The sequence below is a fragment of the Kitasatospora sp. NPDC050463 genome (genome assembly GCF_040655255.1).
GTDB lineage: Bacteria > Actinomycetota > Actinomycetes > Streptomycetales > Streptomycetaceae > Kitasatospora.
In genome coordinates, this window is sequence record NZ_JBFAJO010000004.1 from 82,395 (window position 1) to 100,124 (window position 17,730).

The following is a 17,730-nucleotide window of genomic DNA, read 5'->3' on the forward strand; positions in this document are numbered from 1 at the left end:
TGATATTGACGATTCCTTAACAGGTCGCCCTAACGCCCTCCAGGGGCCGTCGGACGATCATCACTGACCCAGCCTGACCTGGGCGAATGCCCGAACGAGCGGGGCGGTGGCAGAAACGGGACGGGCTCCGAGGACCGGTTGTCCCAACGCCCGTGCCCCCTACTCTCGCTTACGTGTTCAATCTGCCCCAGACGCTCAAGCGTCTCGTGATCGGCAAGGCCATGCGCAGCGAGGAGCTGGGCGAGACGCTGCTCCCCAAGCGGCTGGCCCTGCCGATCTTCGCTTCCGACCCGCTGTCCTCCGTCGCCTACGCCACCGGCGAGATCCTGCTCGTCCTGACCGTGGGCGGCACCGCCTTCCTGTACCTGACGCCGTGGATCGCCGCGGCGGTCGTGGCGCTGATGGCCGTGGTGGTGATGTCGTACCGCCAGGTGGTGCGCGCCTACCCGAGCGGTGGCGGCTCGTACGAGGTGGTGTCGAAGAACCTCGGCGCCAACTCGGGTCTGGTGGTCGCGGCCTCGCTGCTGGTCGACTACGTGATGACCGTCGCGGTGTCGGTGGCGTCCGGGGTGGACAACATCATCTCGGCGTTCAACGGGCTCGCGGACTACCGGGTCGTGCTGGCGCTGGCCTTCGTGGTCCTGCTGACGGCGATGAACCTGCGTGGTGTGCGCGAGTCCGGCCGGGCCTTCGCCGCGCCGACGTACCTGTTCATCGGCGGCATCCTGCTGATGGTGGTCACCGGCCTGATCCGGGTGGTCTTCGGCGACAACCCGCAGGCCCCGACCGCGGCCTTCGGGATCAACCCGGAGGACCACAAGGACACCCTGGCGGGCCTCGGCCTGCTGCTGCTCGGCCTGCGGGCGTTCGCCTCCGGCTGTACGGCGCTGACCGGCGTCGAGGCGATCTCCAACGGCGTGCCGGCCTTCCGCAAGCCGAAGGCGAAGAACGCCGCGACCACCATGGCCGTCATGGGCATCACCGCCGTGGTGATGTTCATCGGCGTCACCGTGCTGGCGATGACCTCGCACGTCCACTACGTCGAGGACGCCTGCCAGCTCGTCGGGATCACCGGTGACTGCGGCAGCTACACCCAGCAGACGGTGATCGCGCAGCTGGCCTCGACCTTCCTCGGCGGCGACAACGGCATCCTGTTCTACTTCATCCAGGCGGTCACCGCGCTGGTGCTGATCCTGGCCGCGAACACCGCGTTCAACGGCTTCCCGCTGCTGGCCTCGATCCTGGCCGAGCACCGCTACCTGCCCCGGCAGATGCACACCCGCGGCGACCGGCTGGCCTTCTCCAACGGCATCATCGCGCTGGCCGTGGTGGCCGGCGGCCTGCTGTGGTTCTACAAGGCGGATGTCACCAGCCTGATCCACCTGTACATCCTGGGCGTGTTCACCTCCTTCACGCTCTCCCAGATCGGCATGGTCCGGCACTGGAACCGCGCCCTGGCCACCGAGAGCGACCCGGCCGTGCGCGGCGCCGCCCAGCGTTCCCGGGTGATCAACGGGCTGGGCGCGGTCACCACCGCGCTGGTGCTGGTGATCGTGCTGATCACCAAGTTCACCCAGGGCGCCTGGCTGGCCGTGGTCGCCGCCGTCCTGCTGTGGCTGATGATGCGCGGCATCCGCCGGCACTACGACGCGGTCTCCGCCGAGCTGGCGATCGAGGACCCGCGCGAGGAGGCCGTCAAGCCGTCCAAGGTGCACGGTGTGGTGCTGGTGTCCAAGCTGCACAAGGCCACCCTGCGGGCGATCGGCTACGCGGAGGCGCTCCGGCCGGACACCCTGGAGGCGGTCACCGTCGCCGTGGAGAAGGACAGTACGGACGAGCTGCGCACGCTGTGGGACTCGTACGAGATCGAGGTGCCGCTGAAGGTGCTGGACTCGCCGTTCCGGGAGATCACCAAGCCGGTGGTGCAGTACGTGCGCGAGTACCGCAGGTCCAGCCCGCGTGAGGCGGTCGCGGTGTTCATCCCCGAGTACGTGGTCGGGCACTGGTGGGAGCACCTGCTGCACAACCAGTCGGCGCTGTGGCTGAAGTCCCGGCTGCTGTTCACTCCCGGCGTGATGGTGATCAGCGTGCCCTGGCAGCTCGCTTCCGCCCCGCGGGCGGACCGCCCGGCCCGCCGTGCCCCGGGCGCCATGCGGCGCGGTGAGCCGGCTCCGGTCCGGGACGTCGCCGAGCCCGAGCGCGTCTGACGGTGAACACGATGGCCCCCGGGGACGGCACCTGCTGTCCCCGGGGGCCATCGGCACGTTTCGGCCATGTGCCGATCTCGGGTGAATGACGCGGGCGTCAAGGCCGCGTCAATGTTGCCCGTGCACCCGTATGGAGGGCGTCAGGACCACGGAAACACCTGTGACCGGCTGATTTGCTGCTTGTCGCCGGTCATCCACCGGTGCCGTCAGGACATTCCGGGGGAAGCCGGCGGCGACATCCTCTGACCAGTTGGTGGAGCACCCATGCTCGATCTCGTGTTCGTCGGCATCACGGTCGCCGTGTTCGCCGTCATCGCCCTGATTGCGAAGGGGGTCGAGAAGCTGTGAGCGCCGAGAACATCGCAGGTCTCATCGTCGCCGTCGCGCTCGTCGGCTACCTCGTCGTCGCGCTGATCTACCCGGAGAAGTTCTGACCATGAGCAACACTCTTGCCGGGTGGCTGCAGGCCCTCGCCCTCGTGGGCGCGCTGGCCCTGTGCTACCGCCCGCTCGGCGACTACATCGCCAAGCTGCTCACCTCCGCCAGGCACCTGAGAGTCGAGAAGGGCCTCTACAAGCTGGTGGGCGTCGACGGTGACGCCGACCAGCGCTGGCCGGTCTACCTGCGCTCGGTGCTGGCCTTCTCCGCCCTCTCGGTCCTCTTCCTGTACGGCCTGATCCGCCTCCAGACGCACCTGCTGCTCAGCCTGGGCGTCCCCGAGATGGCCCCGCACCAGGCGTGGAACACCGCGATCTCGTTCACCACGAACACCAACTGGCAGTCGTACAGCGGCGAGACCGCGATGGGCCACCTGGTGCAGATGGCCGGTCTGGCGGTGCAGAACTTCGTCTCCGCCGCGGTCGGCATCGCGATCGTCGCGGCGCTGATCCGCGGTTTCACCCGCAACCGCACCGACCGGGTCGGCAACTTCTGGGTCGACCTCACCCGGATCGTGCTGCGCCTGCTGCTGCCGCTGTCGATCGTCTTCGCGCTCGTGCTGGTGGCCAACGGCGTGGTGCAGAACTTCCACGGCTTCCACGAGGTGGCCACCATCGCCGGTGACCCGCAGTCGATCCCGGGCGGTCCGGTGGCCTCGCAGGAGGTCATCAAGGAGCTGGGCACCAACGGCGGCGGCTTCTTCAACGCCAACTCGGCGCACCCGTTCGAGAGCCCGAACGGCTTCACCAACTGGCTGGAGATCTTCCTGCTGCTGGTGATCTCCTTCTCGCTGCCGCGGACCTTCGGCAAGATGGTCGGCGACAACCGCCAGGGCTACGCGATCGTCTCCGTGATGGCGCTGTTCTGGGTCGCCTCGGCGGCGCTGATCACTTTCGCCGAGCACCAGCACGCGGGCACCGCGATGCAGGCGGCCGGCGGCGCGATGGAGGGCAAGGAGCAGCGCTTCGGAGTCGCGGCGTCCAGCCTCTTCGCCGCGTCGACGACACTGACCTCGACCGGCGCGGTGGACTCCTTCCACGACTCGTACTCCGCCTTCGGCGGCGGGCTCACGATCTTCAACATGATGCTCGGCGAGATCGCCCCCGGCGGAACCGGCTCCGGCCTGTACGGCATGCTGATCCTGGCGATCGTCGCGGTCTTCGTGGCGGGCCTGATGGTCGGCCGCACCCCGGAGTACCTGGGCAAGAAGCTCGGCGGCCGGGAGATGAAGTTCGCCTCCCTCTACATCCTGACCACGCCGACGCTGGTGCTGGTCGGTACGGGTGTCGCGATGGCGCTGCCCGGGCAGCGGGCCGGGATGCTCAACTCCGGTGCGCACGGCTTCTCCGAGGTGCTGTACGCCTTCACCTCGGCGTCGAACAACAACGGCTCGGCGTTCGCCGGCATCACGGTGAACACGCCCTGGTACGACACGGCGCTGGGTCTGTGCATGGTCTTCGGCCGGTTCCTGCCGATGGTGTTCGTCCTGGCGCTGGCGGGCTCGCTCGCCCAGCAGCAGCCGGTCCCCGCGAGCGCGGGCACGCTGCCCACCCACAAGCCGCTGTTCGTCGGACTGCTGTCGGGCGTCGTCCTGATCGTCGTCGGCCTCACCTACTTCCCGGCTCTCGCTCTCGGGCCGATCGCGGAAGGTCTCCACTGATGTCCACCACCCTTACCCCCGCACCGGCCGAACCGGGCCAGGCGCCGCACAGAGTCTCGGCCGGTCTGCTCGACCCGAAGCTGATCGCCAAGTCCCTGCCGGACGCGGTGAAGAAGCTCGACCCCCGCGTCATGGTCAAGAACCCGGTCATGTTCGTGGTCGAGGTCGGCTCGGTGGTCACCACCGTCGCCGCCATCGCCGACCCGTCGGTGTTCGCCTGGTCGATCACCCTCTGGCTCTGGCTGACCACGGTCTTCGCCAACCTGGCCGAGGCCGTCGCCGAGGGCCGCGGCAAGGCCCAGGCCGACACCCTGCGCAAGACCAAGACCGAGTCCGTCGCCCGCCGCCTCACCGACTGGCCCGCCTCGCAGGCCGAGGAGGAGGTTCCCGGCACCGCGCTGCGGCTCGGCGACCACGTGGTGGTCGAGGCCGGGCAGGTCATCCCCGGTGACGGCGACGTGGTCGAGGGCGTCGCGTCGGTGGACGAGTCGGCGATCACCGGCGAGTCCGCGCCGGTGATCCGGGAGTCGGGCGGTGACCGCTCGGCCGTGACCGGCGGCACGAAGGTGCTGTCCGACCGCATCGTGGTGAAGATCGCCTCGGAGCCGGGCAAGTCCTTCATCGACCGGATGATCGCCCTGGTCGAGGGCGCCGCCCGGCAGAAGACCCCGAACGAGATCGCGCTCAACATCCTGCTGGCGTCCCTGACGATCGTCTTCCTGATCGCGGTCGTCACGCTGCAGCCGATGGCGACCTATGCCGGTGCTCCGCAGTCGATGATCGTGCTGGTCGCTCTGATCGTGGCGCTCATCCCGACCACCATCGGCGCGCTGCTCTCCGCGATCGGCATCGCCGGCATGGACCGCCTGGTCCAGCGCAATGTGCTCGCGATGTCCGGCCGCGCGGTCGAGGCTGCCGGCGACGTGAACACCCTGCTGCTCGACAAGACCGGCACCATCACGCTGGGCAACCGCCAGGCCGCCGAGTTCCTCCCGGCGACCGGTGTGGAGGTCGACGAGCTCGCGGATGCCGCCCAGCTCTCGTCCCTGGCCGACGAGACGCCCGAGGGCCGCTCGATCGTCGTCCTCGCCAAGACCGAGTACGGCCTGCGGGCCCGCGCCCAGGGCGAGCTGGCACACGCCACCTGGGTGCCGTTCACCGCCCAGACCCGCATGTCCGGCGTCGACCTGGACGAGGCCGACGGCATCCACCAGGTCCGCAAGGGCGCGGCCGGCTCGGTCGCCAACTGGGTCACCGAGAACGGTGGTTCGGTGGGCCCGGACGTGGCGGCACTGGTCGACGGGATCTCCGCGGCCGGCGGCACCCCGCTGGTCGTCGCCGCCAAGACCGGCGAGAAGGCTCCCCGCGTCCTGGGTGTGATCTACCTGAAGGACGTGGTGAAGGAGGGCATGCGCGAGCGCTTCGAGGAGCTGCGGCGCATGGGCATCAAGACCGTCATGATCACGGGCGACAACCCGCTGACCGCCAAGGCGATCGCGGACGAGGCCGGCGTGGACGACTTCCTCGCCGAGGCCACCCCCGAGGACAAGATGGCCCTGATCAAGAAGGAGCAGGAGGGCGGGAAGCTCGTCGCGATGACCGGCGACGGCACCAACGACGCTCCGGCGCTCGCCCAGGCCGACGTCGGTGTCGCGATGAACACCGGGACCATGGCGGCCAAGGAGGCCGGCAACATGGTCGACCTGGACTCCAACCCCACCAAGCTGATCGAGATCGTCGAGATCGGCAAGCAACTCCTCATCACCCGAGGAGCGCTGACCACCTTCTCGATCGCCAACGACGTCGCCAAGTACTTCGCGATCATCCCCGCGATGTTCGCCGGCGTGTACCCGGGCCTGAAGCACCTGAACCTCATGGGCCTGCACAGCCCGACCTCCGCGATCACCTCGGCGATCATCTTCAACGCGCTGGTCATCATCGGCCTCATCCCGCTCGCCCTTCGAGGCGTCAAGTACCGCCCATCGGACGCCAGTTCACTGCTGGCCCGGAACATCGGGGTCTACGGGCTCGGTGGCCTGGTCGTCCCGTTCATCGGGATCAAGGCGATCGATCTGATCGTCCAGTTCATCCCCGGCCTGAGCTGAGAGAGGCCAGAACCCACATGCCCACCATTGTGCGAACCCACCTCACCGCGCTGCGGATGCTGCTGGTGATGACCGTCGTCCTCGGCGTCGCCTACCCGCTGCTGGTCACCGGCATCGGCCAGATCGCCTTCGCCGACAAGGCCAACGGCTCGATCGTCGAGTCCGACGGCAAGGAGATCGGCTCCAGCCTGCTCGGCCAGAACTACAACCTCCCCCAGCAGAACCCCGACGACCCGGACGAGGAGGTGAAGCCGGACCCGAAGTTCTTCCAGCCGCGGTCCTCGGCCGGCTCCTACGACCCGAAGGCCTCCGGCGCCTCCAACCTCGGCCCGAACGACGAGAAGCTGACCCAGACCATCCAGGACCGCCGCGCCCGGGTCGCCGCCTTCGACGGCGTCGACCCGGCGAGCGTCCCGGTGGACGCGGTCACCGCCTCCGGCTCCGGCCTCGACCCGCACATCTCCGTCGCCTACGCGAAGGAACAGGTGGGCCGGGTCGCCAAGGCGCGCGGCCTGTCCACCGACACGTTGAACCGGCTGATCGACAAGTACACCGACGGCCGCGCGCTCGGCTTCCTCGGCCAGGACGGCGTCAACGTCGTCCTGCTGAACAAGGCGATCAGCGAGCACCGGTGACGATGTTCGGCGGAGCCACGGTGTCGATGTTCGACGGAGTCGAAGTGACGCCGCAGCAGACCGGCTGCTGACAGGTCGACCCGGGCGAGGGAAGTGGATCCCGCGCCCGGGTCGGCCTGCCACGTTCGGACCCCAGCCGGCACCAGCCCAGCGGAACAACGGAATCCGCGCAGATGCTGTCGCTGACAGACAGCCCCCTCCCAGGCCGCTTTCGTACGGAAAGAGCAGCGCCCATGTCCCGTGACCTCACCCCCGGCACCACCACGCGCCGCGGGCAGTTGAGGGTCTACCTCGGTTCGGCCCCCGGCGTCGGAAAGACCTACCGGATGCTGGACGAGGCGCACAGACGGCTCGACCGGGGCGCGGACGTGGTCGTCGGATACATCGAGTGCCACAGCCGACGGCACACCGAGAACATGCTGCAGGGCCTGGAGACCGTCCCGCGCCTGACCCGGACCTATCGGGACAGCGACTTCCAGGAGATGGACCTCGACGCGATCCTCGCCCGGCGCCCGCAGGTCGCCCTGGTGGACGAGCTCGCGCACACCAACATCCCCGGCGGACGCAACGCCAAGCGCTGGCAGGACATCGAGGAACTCCTCGCAGCCGGCATCGACGTCATCACCACGGTCAACGTCCAGCACCTGGAATCGCTGAACGACGTCGTCCAGAAGATCACCGGCATCCCGCAGCGCGAGACCGTCCCCGACGAGGTCGTGCGCCGCGCGGATCAGATCGAACTGGTCGACATGGCCCCCCAGGCCCTGCGCCGCCGGATGGCGCACGGCAACGTCTACAAGGCGGAGAAGGTGGACGCCGCGCTCTCCAACTACTTCCGCGTCGGCAACCTCACCGCGCTGCGCGAGCTCGCCCTGCTCTGGGTCGCCGGCCGGGTCGACGAAGGCCTGCGCGACTACCGCGCCACCCACAACATCGACCGCGTCTGGGAAACCCGCGAACGTGTCGTGGTCGCCCTCACCGGCGGCCCCGAGGGCGAGACCCTCGTCCGCCGCGCCGCCCGGATCGCCGACCGCACCGCCGGCGGCGAACTGCTCGCCGTGCACATCAGCCGCAGCGACGGCCTCGCGGGCGCCTCCCCGGGCGCCCTCGCCGAGCAGCGGCAACTGGTCGAGACCCTCGGCGGCAGCTACCACGTCGTGGTCGGCGACGACGTCCCGACCGCGCTGCTGGCCTTCGCCCGGGCGCACGACGCCACCCAGCTGGTGCTGGGCACCAGCCGCCGGGGGCGGCTGAACCGCTTCCTCACCGGCCCCGGCACCGGCCAGACCACCGTGGACGGCTCCGAGGACATCGACGTCCACATGGTCACCCACGAGTTCACCGGCCGCGGCCGGCTTCCCTCGCTCGGACGGCGCCACTCCCGGCGGCGCACCGTCGCGGGATTCCTCGCCGGCCTCGCGGTGCCCGCGGTCCTGACGGCGGTGCTCTCGCACTTCCACCGCCAGGTCAACCTGACCACCGACGCGCTCATCTTCCAACTGGGCGTCGTCGGTGTGGCGTTGCTGGGCGGGGCGACCTCCGCCCTGCTGGCGTCGCTGGTCGCCTCGCTTCTGCTCAACTACTACTTCATCCCCCCGGTACACACCTTCACCATCGGTGCACCCAACAACGTCCTCGCGCTGTTGGTGTTCGCGGTGGTCGCGCTGACGGTCTCCACCGTGGTGGACCACGCCGCCCGGCTCACCCAACGGGCCGCCCGCGCGACCGCCGAGGCCGAGACACTGTCCACGCTGGCGGGAAGCGTCCTGCGGGGCGCGGACGCGCTGCCCGAACTGCTGGACAAGACCCGGACCGCCTTCGCACTGGACTCGGTCGCCCTGCTCGACCGCGTGAGCGGTGAGGCACTGGGCCGCAGCGACGCCGAGGGCGACCCGGCCCCGGACCGCACGGTCACCGAACTGCCGGTAGGAGCAGGCGCGCTGCTCGTCCTGGCCGGGCGCCGCTTGCCCGCCGCGGACCAGCGCGTGCTCACCGCCTTCGCCGCCCACATCGCCGCCGCCCTGGAGCGGGACCGGCTCGCCACCGCCGCCGCCGAGGTCGAGCCGATCAAAGCCGCGGACCGGATGCGCACCGCGCTCCTCGCCGCCGTCAGCCACGACCTGCGCACCCCGCTCGCCGTCGCACTCGCCTCGGTCGGCTCGTTGCGCAGCCCCGACGTCGAGTTCTCGCCCGAGGACCAGGCCGAACTCCTCGCCACCGCCGACGAGTCCCTGGTCAAGCTCACCCGCCTGGTCGACAACCTGCTCGACATGAGCCGCCTGCAAGCCGGCGCCCTCACCCTCCACCTGGAGCCGACGCACCTGGACGAGGTGCTGCCCCGCGCCCTCGACTCGCTGCTCGACGCCTACGCGCCCGTCCAGCCGCTCGACCTCGACACCGCGCCGCCCGTGCTCGCCGACCCGCCGCTGCTGGAGCGGGTCCTGGCCAACGTCATCACCAACGCGCTTCGGTACAACGCACCCGGCGCGCCCGTCCTGGTCGCCGCCAGCCACCACCTCGACCGGGTCGAGATCCGGGTGATCGACCGCGGCCCCGGCATCGCGCCGGGCGACCGCGACCGGGTCTTCCTGCCGTTCCAGCGCCTCGGCGACACCGACAACACCACCGGAGTCGGCCTCGGTCTCGCCCTCTCGCGCGGCCTCGCCGAGGCGATGGGCGGCTCCCTGGAGGTGGAGGACACCCCCGGCGGCGGCACGACGATGCTGCTCACCCTGCCCGCGGCCGAGCTGTCCGATACCGCCCCGAGCCTGGACGACCTGGCGGCGCACGCGAGCGGAGGGCCGGGAGAGTGACGCGGATTCTGGTCGTGGACGACGAACCGCAGATGCTGCGCGCGCTGAAGATCAACCTGCACGCCCGTCGCTATACGGTGCTCACAGCGGCGACCGGGGCCGAGGCACTGGAAGCGGCGGGCCGCACGCCGCCGGATGCGGTGCTGCTCGATCTCGGCCTGCCCGACTTCGACGGCATGGACATCATCCGCGGGCTGCGCGCCTGGAGCGCCGTGCCGATCATCGTCCTGTCCGGCCGTACCGACGCCCACGAGAAGGTGCAGGCCCTGGACGCGGGCGCCGACGACTACCTGACCAAGCCGTTCGTCATGGACGAACTGCTCGCCCGCCTGCGGGCCGTCATGCGCCGGCCCGTGGGAGAGCCCGCCGTGCCGCACTTCACGATCGGCGACCACAGCGTCGACCTCGCCGCCGCCGTCGTCACGGGCCCGGACGGCCCGGTGCGGCTCACCCCCACCGAGTGGAAGATCGTGCGGCTGTTGCTGGCCAGCCCGGGCCGGCTCGTACCCGGCAAACAGCTGCTGCGCGAGGTCTGGGGCCCCGACGCCGAGAACCACGGCAACTACCTGCGGGTCTACCTGGCCGGCCTGCGCCGCAAGCTCGAACCCGACCCCGCCCGCCCCCGTCACCTGATCACCGAGCCCGGCATCGGCTACCGCTTCGAACCGTGAGGGACCGGCGGGCCCGTCAACGTGGCGTCAAGGCCCCTCCGGTCGGCGCAAAGAAGGCGTTAGGACAGCCGGGCGGCCCCTCCCGCCGGGCATAGCGTCAGCTGCGAGGAAACGGTTCCGACTCCGTGGGGGAGGACGGACCGCGTCCACGCCGGTGGAGACCTTCACCGATCAACCATCGGCGGCCAGGTGAAAAGGGGAGGGGGACGCGCGGCCATGGCAGCGGGTGCAACGGGCACAAGTGCCGTACCAGGAAAGACAGGAGGTTCGCCGGGGGTGGCGAACCAAGGTACGGCCGACCCGGCACCCGGGGCCCGCGTCCCCCGCACCTGGGAAGCGGGGGGAGTGGACGCGCGCAGCTCACCCGGACGCCCGGGCCCGGCGCTGCGCCGTCCGCCCCACCTCACCCGCGCCTGGTGGAACACCCCGCGCCTGGTCCGGGCGCTGACCGCACTCGTGCTCACCACCGGGCTGGCCTTCGCCGCCACCACCGCCACCGTCCTGACCGGCGCCAGGGACGGCACCGACACCATCGGCCACCGTTCCGGCCCCCAGGCCGCCCGGGCCGCCGACCTGTACTTCGCGCTCAACGACATGGACGCCCAGGCGGCCAACCTGCTGCTGCTCGGCGCCGACCCCGACTACGCGACGCTGCGGCGCCAGACCCTGGACACCTACGAGCAGCGCCGTGCCCAGGCCGACACCGACCTCCAACGCGCCGCCGAAGCCACCGCCGCCGACCCGGCCGGGCAACGGGCGGTCCAGACCGTGCTCGGCGAACTCGGCCGTTACGAGGCGCTGGTGGCGCGTGCCCAGCTCCTGGCGGAACAGTCCCACGCTCCGGCCGGAAAGCCCTCGGCGGAGGCGCTGGACGCCTACCGGCAGGCCACCGACCTCCTGCGGCAGCAACTGCTGCCCGCCGCCGACCAGGTCACCGCCGCCAACGCCACCACCGTCGAAGCCACCTACACCGAGCGGCGCGAGGCGCTCGCCGACGGCCGATGGTGGGTCCCCGCCACCGGGCTGCTCGCCCTGGCCGCCCTCGCCGTGCTGCAGCGCACCCTGACCCGGCGCTTCCGCCGCCTGCTCAACCTGCCACTCGCCGCCGCCACCCTGCTCGTGGCCGCCGGCCTGATCGGAGGCATCACACTCGCCTCGCGCGCCGCGGACCAGCTGACCGTCGCCAAGGCCAACGCCTACGACTCGGTCATCGCGCTCACCCGGGCCCGCGCCGTCGCCTACGACATGAACGCCGACGAGAGCCGGTACCTCACCGACCCGGCCCGCGCCGCCGCGTACGAGCAGAGCTTCCTCGACAAGTCCCAGACGTTCGCGCGCCTCGACGGCGCCACGCTCACCACCTACGACGACCGGCTGGCGAAGGCGGCCGAGCGGCACCGCGCCGACCGCACCCAGGTCCCGTTCGCCGGCTACCTCGGTACCGAGCTCGGCAACATCACCTTCGACGGAGAGCAGGACGCCGCCGAGCGGCTCCTGGCCGCCTACCAGCAGTACCAGCGCGACGACCGCGCCATGCGGGCCCTGCTCCACCAGGGACGCCTCAAGGACGCCGTCACCTTCAACACCGGCCTCGCCGACGGCCAGTCCAACGCCGACTTCGCAGCCCTCACCTCGGCCCTCGACGATGTCCTCGCCATCAACCTGCACGCCTTCGAGCAGGCCGTCGCCGACACCGACGCCGACCTGGGCGACACCACCGCGACCACCGGCGCACTCGCCTTCGCCGCGGTGCTCGCCCTGACCGCCCTCGGCGTCCGTCCCCGCCTGCGCGAGTACCGCTGAGCCGCCGCGACCACCCCACTTCCGGCGCTTCATCATCGAACCCGGACTCGGCTACCGGGTCGAGCCGTAGCCGGCCCGGCCCGGCCGCCGGGCCCCGGCGGCGATCGCGGGGAGCAGGTCGGTGCCGCACCGGAGTGGCGGAGCGAACGCCCTTTCGGTCGTCAAGGATGCGCCGAGCCGGCCGGGCCACCCCGCCTGATCAGCCGATATTCAGAAAAGAGGCCGTAGTCTCGGAGGCATGGTGCACACGGGCCGCGGCCGACTGCGGATCTACTTGGGAGTGGCCCCCGGTGTCGGCAAGACGTACGCGATGCTGGCCGAGGCGCATCGCCGGCTGGGCCGCGGTGCCGATCTGGTGGTCGGCTTCGTGGAACACCACGATCGGCCTCGCACCGCCGAGCTGTTGGAAGGGCTGGAGACCGTCCCACGCCGGACCATGACGCACCGCGGCGCCGAGTTCACCGAGATGGACCTGGATGCCGTGCTGGCGCGACGACCGGCCGTCGCGCTGGTGGACGAGCTCGCGCACACCAACGTGCCGGGTTCGCGTCACGCCAAGCGCTGGCAGGACGTGGAGGAGCTGCTGGCCGACGGCATCGACGTGATCTCCACGGTCAACGTCCAGCACCTGGAGTCGCTGGGCGACGTGGTGGAGGCGATCACAGGCGTCCGCCAGCGCGAGACGGTGCCGGACGAGGTGGTGCGCCGGGCCGAGCAGATCGAACTGGTCGACATGTCCCCGCAGGCCCTGCGCCGCCGGCTCGCGCACGGCAACGTGTACGCGCCGGAGAAGATCGACGCAGCACTCGCCAACTACTTCCGCCCCGGCAACCTCACCGCGCTGCGCGAGCTCGCCCTGCTGTGGACGGCCGACCGGGTCGACGAGTACCTCCAGCGCTACCGCGCCGAGCAGGGCATCGAGGGCACCTGGCAGGCCCGGGAGCGGATCGTGGTCGCGCTCAGCGGCGGACCCGAGGGCGCCACGCTGATCCGCCGCGCCGCCAGGATCGCCGCCCGTACCTCCGGCGGCGAGCTGATGGCCGTCCACATCTCCCGCTCGGACGGGCTGGCGGGCAGCTCCCCGCAGGCGCTGATCGAGCAGCGGGCACTGCTGGAGAGCCTCGGTGGCTCGTTCCACACCGTGCTCGGCGACGACCCGGCGGCCGGGCTGCTGGACTTCGCCCGGGGCGTCAACGCCACCCAGATCGTGATCGGGACCAGCCGCCGCAAGGTCTGGCAGTACCTGTACGGCCCCGGCGTCGGCTACACCGTCACCCGCGACTCGGGCGACATCGACGTCCACATGGTCACCCACGAGCACGCGGCCCGCGGGCTCGGCCGGGTTCCCATCCGCCGGGTCACCGACCTGGGCCGCACCAGGACGGTGGCCGGCTGGCTGATCGGCGTGCTCGGGCCGGTGCTGCTCGCCCTGCTGCTCACCCACTTCCGCGGGGTCGGTCTGCCCACCGACATGCTGCTGTTCCTGTCCCTGACGGTGGGCGCGGCACTGGTCGGCGGACTGTTCCCGGCGATCGCCTCCGCCCTGGTCGGCTCCACGGTGCTCAACTACTACTTCGCGCCGCCGCTCCACACCTTCACCATCGCCGAGCCGGAGAACATCCTCGCGGTGGGCATCTTCACGGCGGTCGGCATCGCGGTCGCCACCGTGGTGGACGTCGCCGCTCGCCGCAGCCACCAGGCCGCCCGCAGCCAGGCCGAGGCACAGGCCCTCAGCGTGCTCGCCGGCACGGTGCTGCGCGGCGCGCCCAGCGGCGAGGGGCTCCTCGCCGCGCTGCTCGACCAGGTCCGGGAGACCTTCCAGGTGGAGTCTGCGGCGCTGCTGGAGCGGCGGCACGAGTTCGACCCCTGGCACGCCCTGGCGGTCAGTGGCTCCCACCCGCCGGAGCACCCCGAGGACGGCCAGGTCGCCGTCCCCGCCGGCGCCACCCTCTCGCTGGTGCTGTCCGGCCGGATGCTGCCGGCCGCTGACCGGCGTCTGCTCGGGGCGTACGCCGCCCAGGCGGCCGTACTGGCCGAGCGCGAGCGCCTCGCCGCGGAAGCGGCCGCCGCCCGTCGGGAAGCGGAGGGCAACCGGATCCGCACCGCTCTGCTCGCCGCCGTATCGCACGACCTGCGCACCCCGCTGGCCGGCATCAAAGCCGCCGTCACCTCGCTGCGCGCGGTCGACGTGGAGTGGGACGAGGAGGACGAGGCCGAGCTGCTGGCCGGCATCGAGACCGGCGCCGACCGGCTCGACCACCTGATCAACAACCTGCTCGACATGAGCCGCCTGCAGACCGGCACCGTCACCCCGCTCATCAGGCCCACCGATCTGGACGAGGTCGTCCCGTACGCGCTCGGCGGGGTGGAGCCGTCCGCCGTCCAACTGGATGTACCGGAGAGCCTGCCGATGATCCACGCCGACGCGGGTCTTCTGGAACGTTCGCTCGCCAACCTGGTCGAAAACGCCGTGAAGTACAGCCCGGACGGGGTGCCGGTGCTGATCAAGGCCGACGCTCTGCTGCGGCCGGGTGAGCCGCCCAGGGTGGAGCTGCGGATCGTCGACCGCGGTCCCGGCGTCCCGGAGGAGGCCCGGGAGCGGATCTTCGCCCCGTTCCAGCGGTACGGCGACGCCCCGCGTGGCGCCGGCGTGGGCCTGGGCCTGGCCGTGGCCCGCGGCTTCGCCGAGGCGATGGACGGCACCGTCACCGCCGAGGACACCCCCGGCGGCGGGCTGACCATGGTGGTCTCGCTTCCCGCCGCCGGCCTGCCCGGCGTCGGCGACTCCGACGGGCAGCCGAGCGGCCCCGACCGCCACCAGACCGACCGCAACCTGAACGCCCCTGACGGGAACGGCCCTGACGGGAACGGCCCTGACGGGAACGGCCCTGACCGAAAAGCGGAGCCGGTATGACCCGGGTCCTCGTCGTGGACGACGAACCGCAGATCGTCCGCGCCCTGGTGATCAACCTCAAGGCCCGCACGTACGAGGTGGACTCCGCCCACGACGGCGCCAGCGCGCTGGAACCGGCCGCTGCCCGCCACCTCTGGGGGCCGGCGTACCGAAAGGAGACCGACTACCTGCGGGTCTACCTCGCGCAGCTGCGCCGCACGCTGGAGGCGGACCCCTCGCACCCGCGCCACTTCATCACCGAACCCGGCATGGGTTACCGGTTCGAACCGTAGGCGGGCTCTTCGGGGCCCACGCCGCCACGAGGCGGCGCCCGGCCGTGGCGCGGGCACACCCCATCAGGCGGGGGAGCCGGCGACGTCGCGCACGGCCTTGGCGACGGCCGCGAAGTCCTTCTTCAGGATCATGTCGTGGTTGCTCGCGACCTTCGCGCTGATCTTGATGTTCGGGTTCCGCTCGGTCACGGCCTGCAGGCTCGCGCGGATCCGCTCCTGCTCGTCGCCCTTGCTGCCGAGCGAGGACCCCGACGCGACCACATACCGCGCCGGCACCGTGATGGCGTCGAGGACCGGGCCCATCGCGCTCTCGCGGGCGATCCTGCCGAGTTCGATGTTGCACTCGGCCATCTCGTCGACGGTCATCCGCGGGGTCAGGCCGGTCGGGCGCATCAGCGCCATCAGCGGGCGAAACCGCTTGAACTGCTTGCGGATCCGCTGTTCCATCGCATCGTCCAGCCAGTCGTACGGCTGGGCGCCCTCGACCATGACGGCGCCCAGCGCCCGTTCCGGGTTGCGGCCGGCCCAGTGCGCCGCGACGAACGCCCCGTAGGACCAGCCCACCACCACCGCCCGGTCCACGTCCCGGGCGGCGAGCACCGCGTCGACGTCCGTGACCATGGTCTCGAAGGAGTAGTCCGCCGAGCGCCCCGACTTCCTGCCGCGGGCTCGCATGTCGTAGGTGACGTGCCGCCAGTCCGGGCCCAGTTCGGCGATGGTGTGCCGCCAGTAGCCCTGGGTGGCGAACTGGCCGTTGAGGTAGATCACCGGGGTGCCGGCGCCTCCGGTGTCCGTGACGGTCAAGGCCGTGTCGTCCACCGGCACCATGCCGGTCCACTGCGCGTTCGTCATGACTTCCTCCTGGTCGGGTTGGCCGACGTGTCGTCAGGCGACGTCGGGAGCAGCGGTGATCTTGCGGGTGATGTCGGCCGGGACCGGACCGGGCTCACCCTTGAGGCCTCGGGTGGCCGCGTCGATGGCGACCAGGGCGGTACTGCGGAATCTCTCGGCCTCGGCCGGCGCTCCTTCGGCCCGGCCGGTGACTGTTCGGAGATTCCTGAACTCCTACGACCGTACATTGCGTTTACTGATCACGCAACACTCGAAGAGTGTGAAGAGGCCTTTTTCAAGGGGTTTATGGCTCGCTATTGCAATGACAGTGACGCTAAACGCAAGGGGTGATCGAGTATCGCATTGCAATGACCACCGTCTGCTCGGATACGCTGCAGCAGAGTGCGGGCGCACCGCGCAGACCTTGAGGAGACGAGTACCGATGCCCGGAGGAAGACTCACCGACGAGGACCGTCGGCAGATCGCTGCCGGGCTGGCCGACGGGCTCGGGTACACGGAGATCGGCCGCCGCCTGTACCGGCCCGCCTCCACGATCATGCGCGAGGTCGCCCGGAACGGCGGGCCGAACGACTACCGGGCGGACCGGGCCAAGGAAGCCACCCTGCACCGCGCGCGCCGGCCCAAGCAGGATCCGCCCGGCGAACCGCTGCTGCCCACCGATGGTCAGGGTCGCGATCCACATGCGGTCCGGGAGGTCGCGGAGTCCGTCACCGCGCTCATCGAGCAGCAGGGCATGCCCACGATGACGGCCAAGGTGCTGGTCTGCCTGCTCGTCACCGACTCCGGCACCCTCACCGCCGCCGACCTGGTCCAGCAGCTCCGGGTCAGCCCGGCGTCCGTATCGCACGCCGTCGCCTTCCTTGAGCAACAGGGCCTGCTCCGGCGGGAACGGCTTTCCGGCGAGCGCCGCGAGCGCTACGTCATCGACGGCGAGATCTGGCTCCGGTCCACCCTGGCCGCGGTACAGATGCACAGGGCCCTGGTGACCGAACTCCGCAGCGCCGCCGAGGCCCTCGGACCCACCACCCCGGCCGGCGCCCGCTTCGGTGACTCCGCCGAGTTCCTGACCCTCATGGGCGAGACCCTCCAGCGGGTTGTCGACCAGTGGCAGCAGAGCCGGGCAGACCACGGCGCGGTTGGCGGTGCGCCCTGATCCGGGAGGCCTCGTAGGACCGAAGGGCCGTCGTCAGGTCGACCGTGGCGAGGGACCACCAGAGATCCAGTCGAGGAACGCCGGATCGTGGTCCTCCTGCGGGGAGGCGTCGCGGTGACGGGTCTCGAATGTGTGGGCGGTCACGAAGAGCGCGCCGCTCGGCGCTGTGGCGCAGGGAAGCCGCGGCCTGGTCCGGGGCCGGACCGG

At 70.9% G+C, this 17,730-nt stretch carries 12 protein-coding genes; 11 read left to right on the forward strand and 1 reads right to left on the reverse strand.

The annotated features are described in order from the left end of the window. Window positions 1-221: 221 nt before the first annotated feature. From AB0J08_RS04265 to AB0J08_RS04310, 10 genes are all read left to right on the forward strand, one after another. Window positions 222-2,207, forward strand: a complete 1,986-nt coding sequence (locus AB0J08_RS04265; protein ID WP_360626863.1) for an APC family permease — start codon at window positions 222-224, stop codon at window positions 2,205-2,207. A 344-nt stretch (window positions 2,208-2,551) separates the two neighbouring features. Further along, complete coding sequence (gene kdpF / locus AB0J08_RS04270) at window positions 2,552-2,641, forward strand: K(+)-transporting ATPase subunit F (protein WP_097237446.1); 90 nt, start codon at window positions 2,552-2,554, stop codon at window positions 2,639-2,641. 2 nt (window positions 2,642-2,643) lie between these two features. Next, entirely contained in the window at window positions 2,644-4,305 is a 1,662-nt protein-coding gene (gene kdpA, locus AB0J08_RS04275; protein WP_360626608.1) for a potassium-transporting ATPase subunit KdpA, read from the forward strand. Further along, window positions 4,305-6,410 carry a potassium-transporting ATPase subunit KdpB gene (kdpB, locus tag AB0J08_RS04280; RefSeq protein WP_360626611.1) on the forward strand — a complete coding sequence of 702 codons (2,106 nt, stop codon included), beginning with the start codon at window positions 4,305-4,307 and terminating at the stop codon, window positions 6,408-6,410. Before kdpA ends, kdpB begins: the two co-directional genes overlap by 1 nt. Window positions 6,411-6,427: 17 nt before the next feature. Next, window positions 6,428-7,045, forward strand: a complete 618-nt coding sequence (gene kdpC, locus AB0J08_RS04285; RefSeq protein ID WP_360626614.1) for a potassium-transporting ATPase subunit KdpC — start codon at window positions 6,428-6,430, stop codon at window positions 7,043-7,045. Between the two features lie 233 nt (window positions 7,046-7,278). Next, window positions 7,279-9,858, forward strand: coding sequence for an ATP-binding protein (locus AB0J08_RS04290; RefSeq protein WP_360626617.1), 2,580 nt, complete (start codon window positions 7,279-7,281; stop codon window positions 9,856-9,858). After that, complete coding sequence (locus AB0J08_RS04295) at window positions 9,855-10,529, forward strand: response regulator (protein ID WP_360626620.1); 675 nt, start codon at window positions 9,855-9,857, stop codon at window positions 10,527-10,529. The genes AB0J08_RS04290 and AB0J08_RS04295 overlap by 4 nt, the downstream gene beginning before the upstream one ends. 345 nt (window positions 10,530-10,874) lie before the next feature. Further along, window positions 10,875-12,332 (forward strand): hypothetical protein, encoded by a 1,458-nt coding sequence (locus tag AB0J08_RS04300; protein WP_360626623.1) that lies wholly within the window; start codon window positions 10,875-10,877, stop codon window positions 12,330-12,332. Window positions 12,333-12,570: 238 nt separating this feature from the next. After that, the gene (locus AB0J08_RS04305) at window positions 12,571-15,246 is read left to right on the forward strand and encodes a sensor histidine kinase KdpD (protein ID WP_360626626.1); all 2,676 of its coding nucleotides are present in this window, start codon (window positions 12,571-12,573) and stop codon (window positions 15,244-15,246) included. Further along, on the forward strand, window positions 15,243-15,518 hold the full coding sequence (locus tag AB0J08_RS04310) for a winged helix-turn-helix domain-containing protein (RefSeq protein WP_360626629.1): 276 nt from the start codon (window positions 15,243-15,245) through the stop codon (window positions 15,516-15,518). Before AB0J08_RS04305 ends, AB0J08_RS04310 begins: the two co-directional genes overlap by 4 nt. Before the next feature lie 63 nt (window positions 15,519-15,581). Here the strand turns inward: AB0J08_RS04310 and AB0J08_RS04315 are convergent, their stop codons facing one another. Next, window positions 15,582-16,370: an alpha/beta fold hydrolase gene (locus AB0J08_RS04315; RefSeq protein WP_360626632.1), complete on the reverse strand. Its 789-nt coding sequence runs from the start codon at window positions 16,368-16,370 to the stop codon at window positions 15,582-15,584. Window positions 16,371-16,791: 421 nt separating this feature from the next. Here AB0J08_RS04315 and AB0J08_RS04320 point away from each other — a divergent pair, with 421 nt between their 5' ends. Continuing rightward, entirely contained in the window at window positions 16,792-17,523 is a 732-nt protein-coding gene (locus AB0J08_RS04320; RefSeq protein ID WP_360626635.1) for a helix-turn-helix domain-containing protein, read from the forward strand. The last annotated feature ends 207 nt before the right edge of the window (window positions 17,524-17,730 follow it).

Coding starts and splice junctions, on each gene's coding strand:
- kdpB (WP_360626611.1), top strand. CDS start 4,305: ATGTCCACCACCCTTACCCCCGCACCGGCCGAACCGGGCCAGGCGCCG.
- AB0J08_RS04320 (WP_360626635.1), top strand. CDS start 16,792: ATGCCCGGAGGAAGACTCACCGACGAGGACCGTCGGCAGATCGCTGCC.
- AB0J08_RS04310 (WP_360626629.1), top strand. CDS start 15,243: ATGACCCGGGTCCTCGTCGTGGACGACGAACCGCAGATCGTCCGCGCC.
- AB0J08_RS04265 (WP_360626863.1), top strand. CDS start 222: ATGCGCAGCGAGGAGCTGGGCGAGACGCTGCTCCCCAAGCGGCTGGCC.
- AB0J08_RS04315 (WP_360626632.1), bottom strand. CDS start 16,370: ATGACGAACGCGCAGTGGACCGGCATGGTGCCGGTGGACGACACGGCC.
- AB0J08_RS04305 (WP_360626626.1), top strand. CDS start 12,571: ATGGTGCACACGGGCCGCGGCCGACTGCGGATCTACTTGGGAGTGGCC.
- kdpC (WP_360626614.1), top strand. CDS start 6,428: ATGCCCACCATTGTGCGAACCCACCTCACCGCGCTGCGGATGCTGCTG.
- AB0J08_RS04290 (WP_360626617.1), top strand. CDS start 7,279: ATGTCCCGTGACCTCACCCCCGGCACCACCACGCGCCGCGGGCAGTTG.
- kdpA (WP_360626608.1), top strand. CDS start 2,644: ATGAGCAACACTCTTGCCGGGTGGCTGCAGGCCCTCGCCCTCGTGGGC.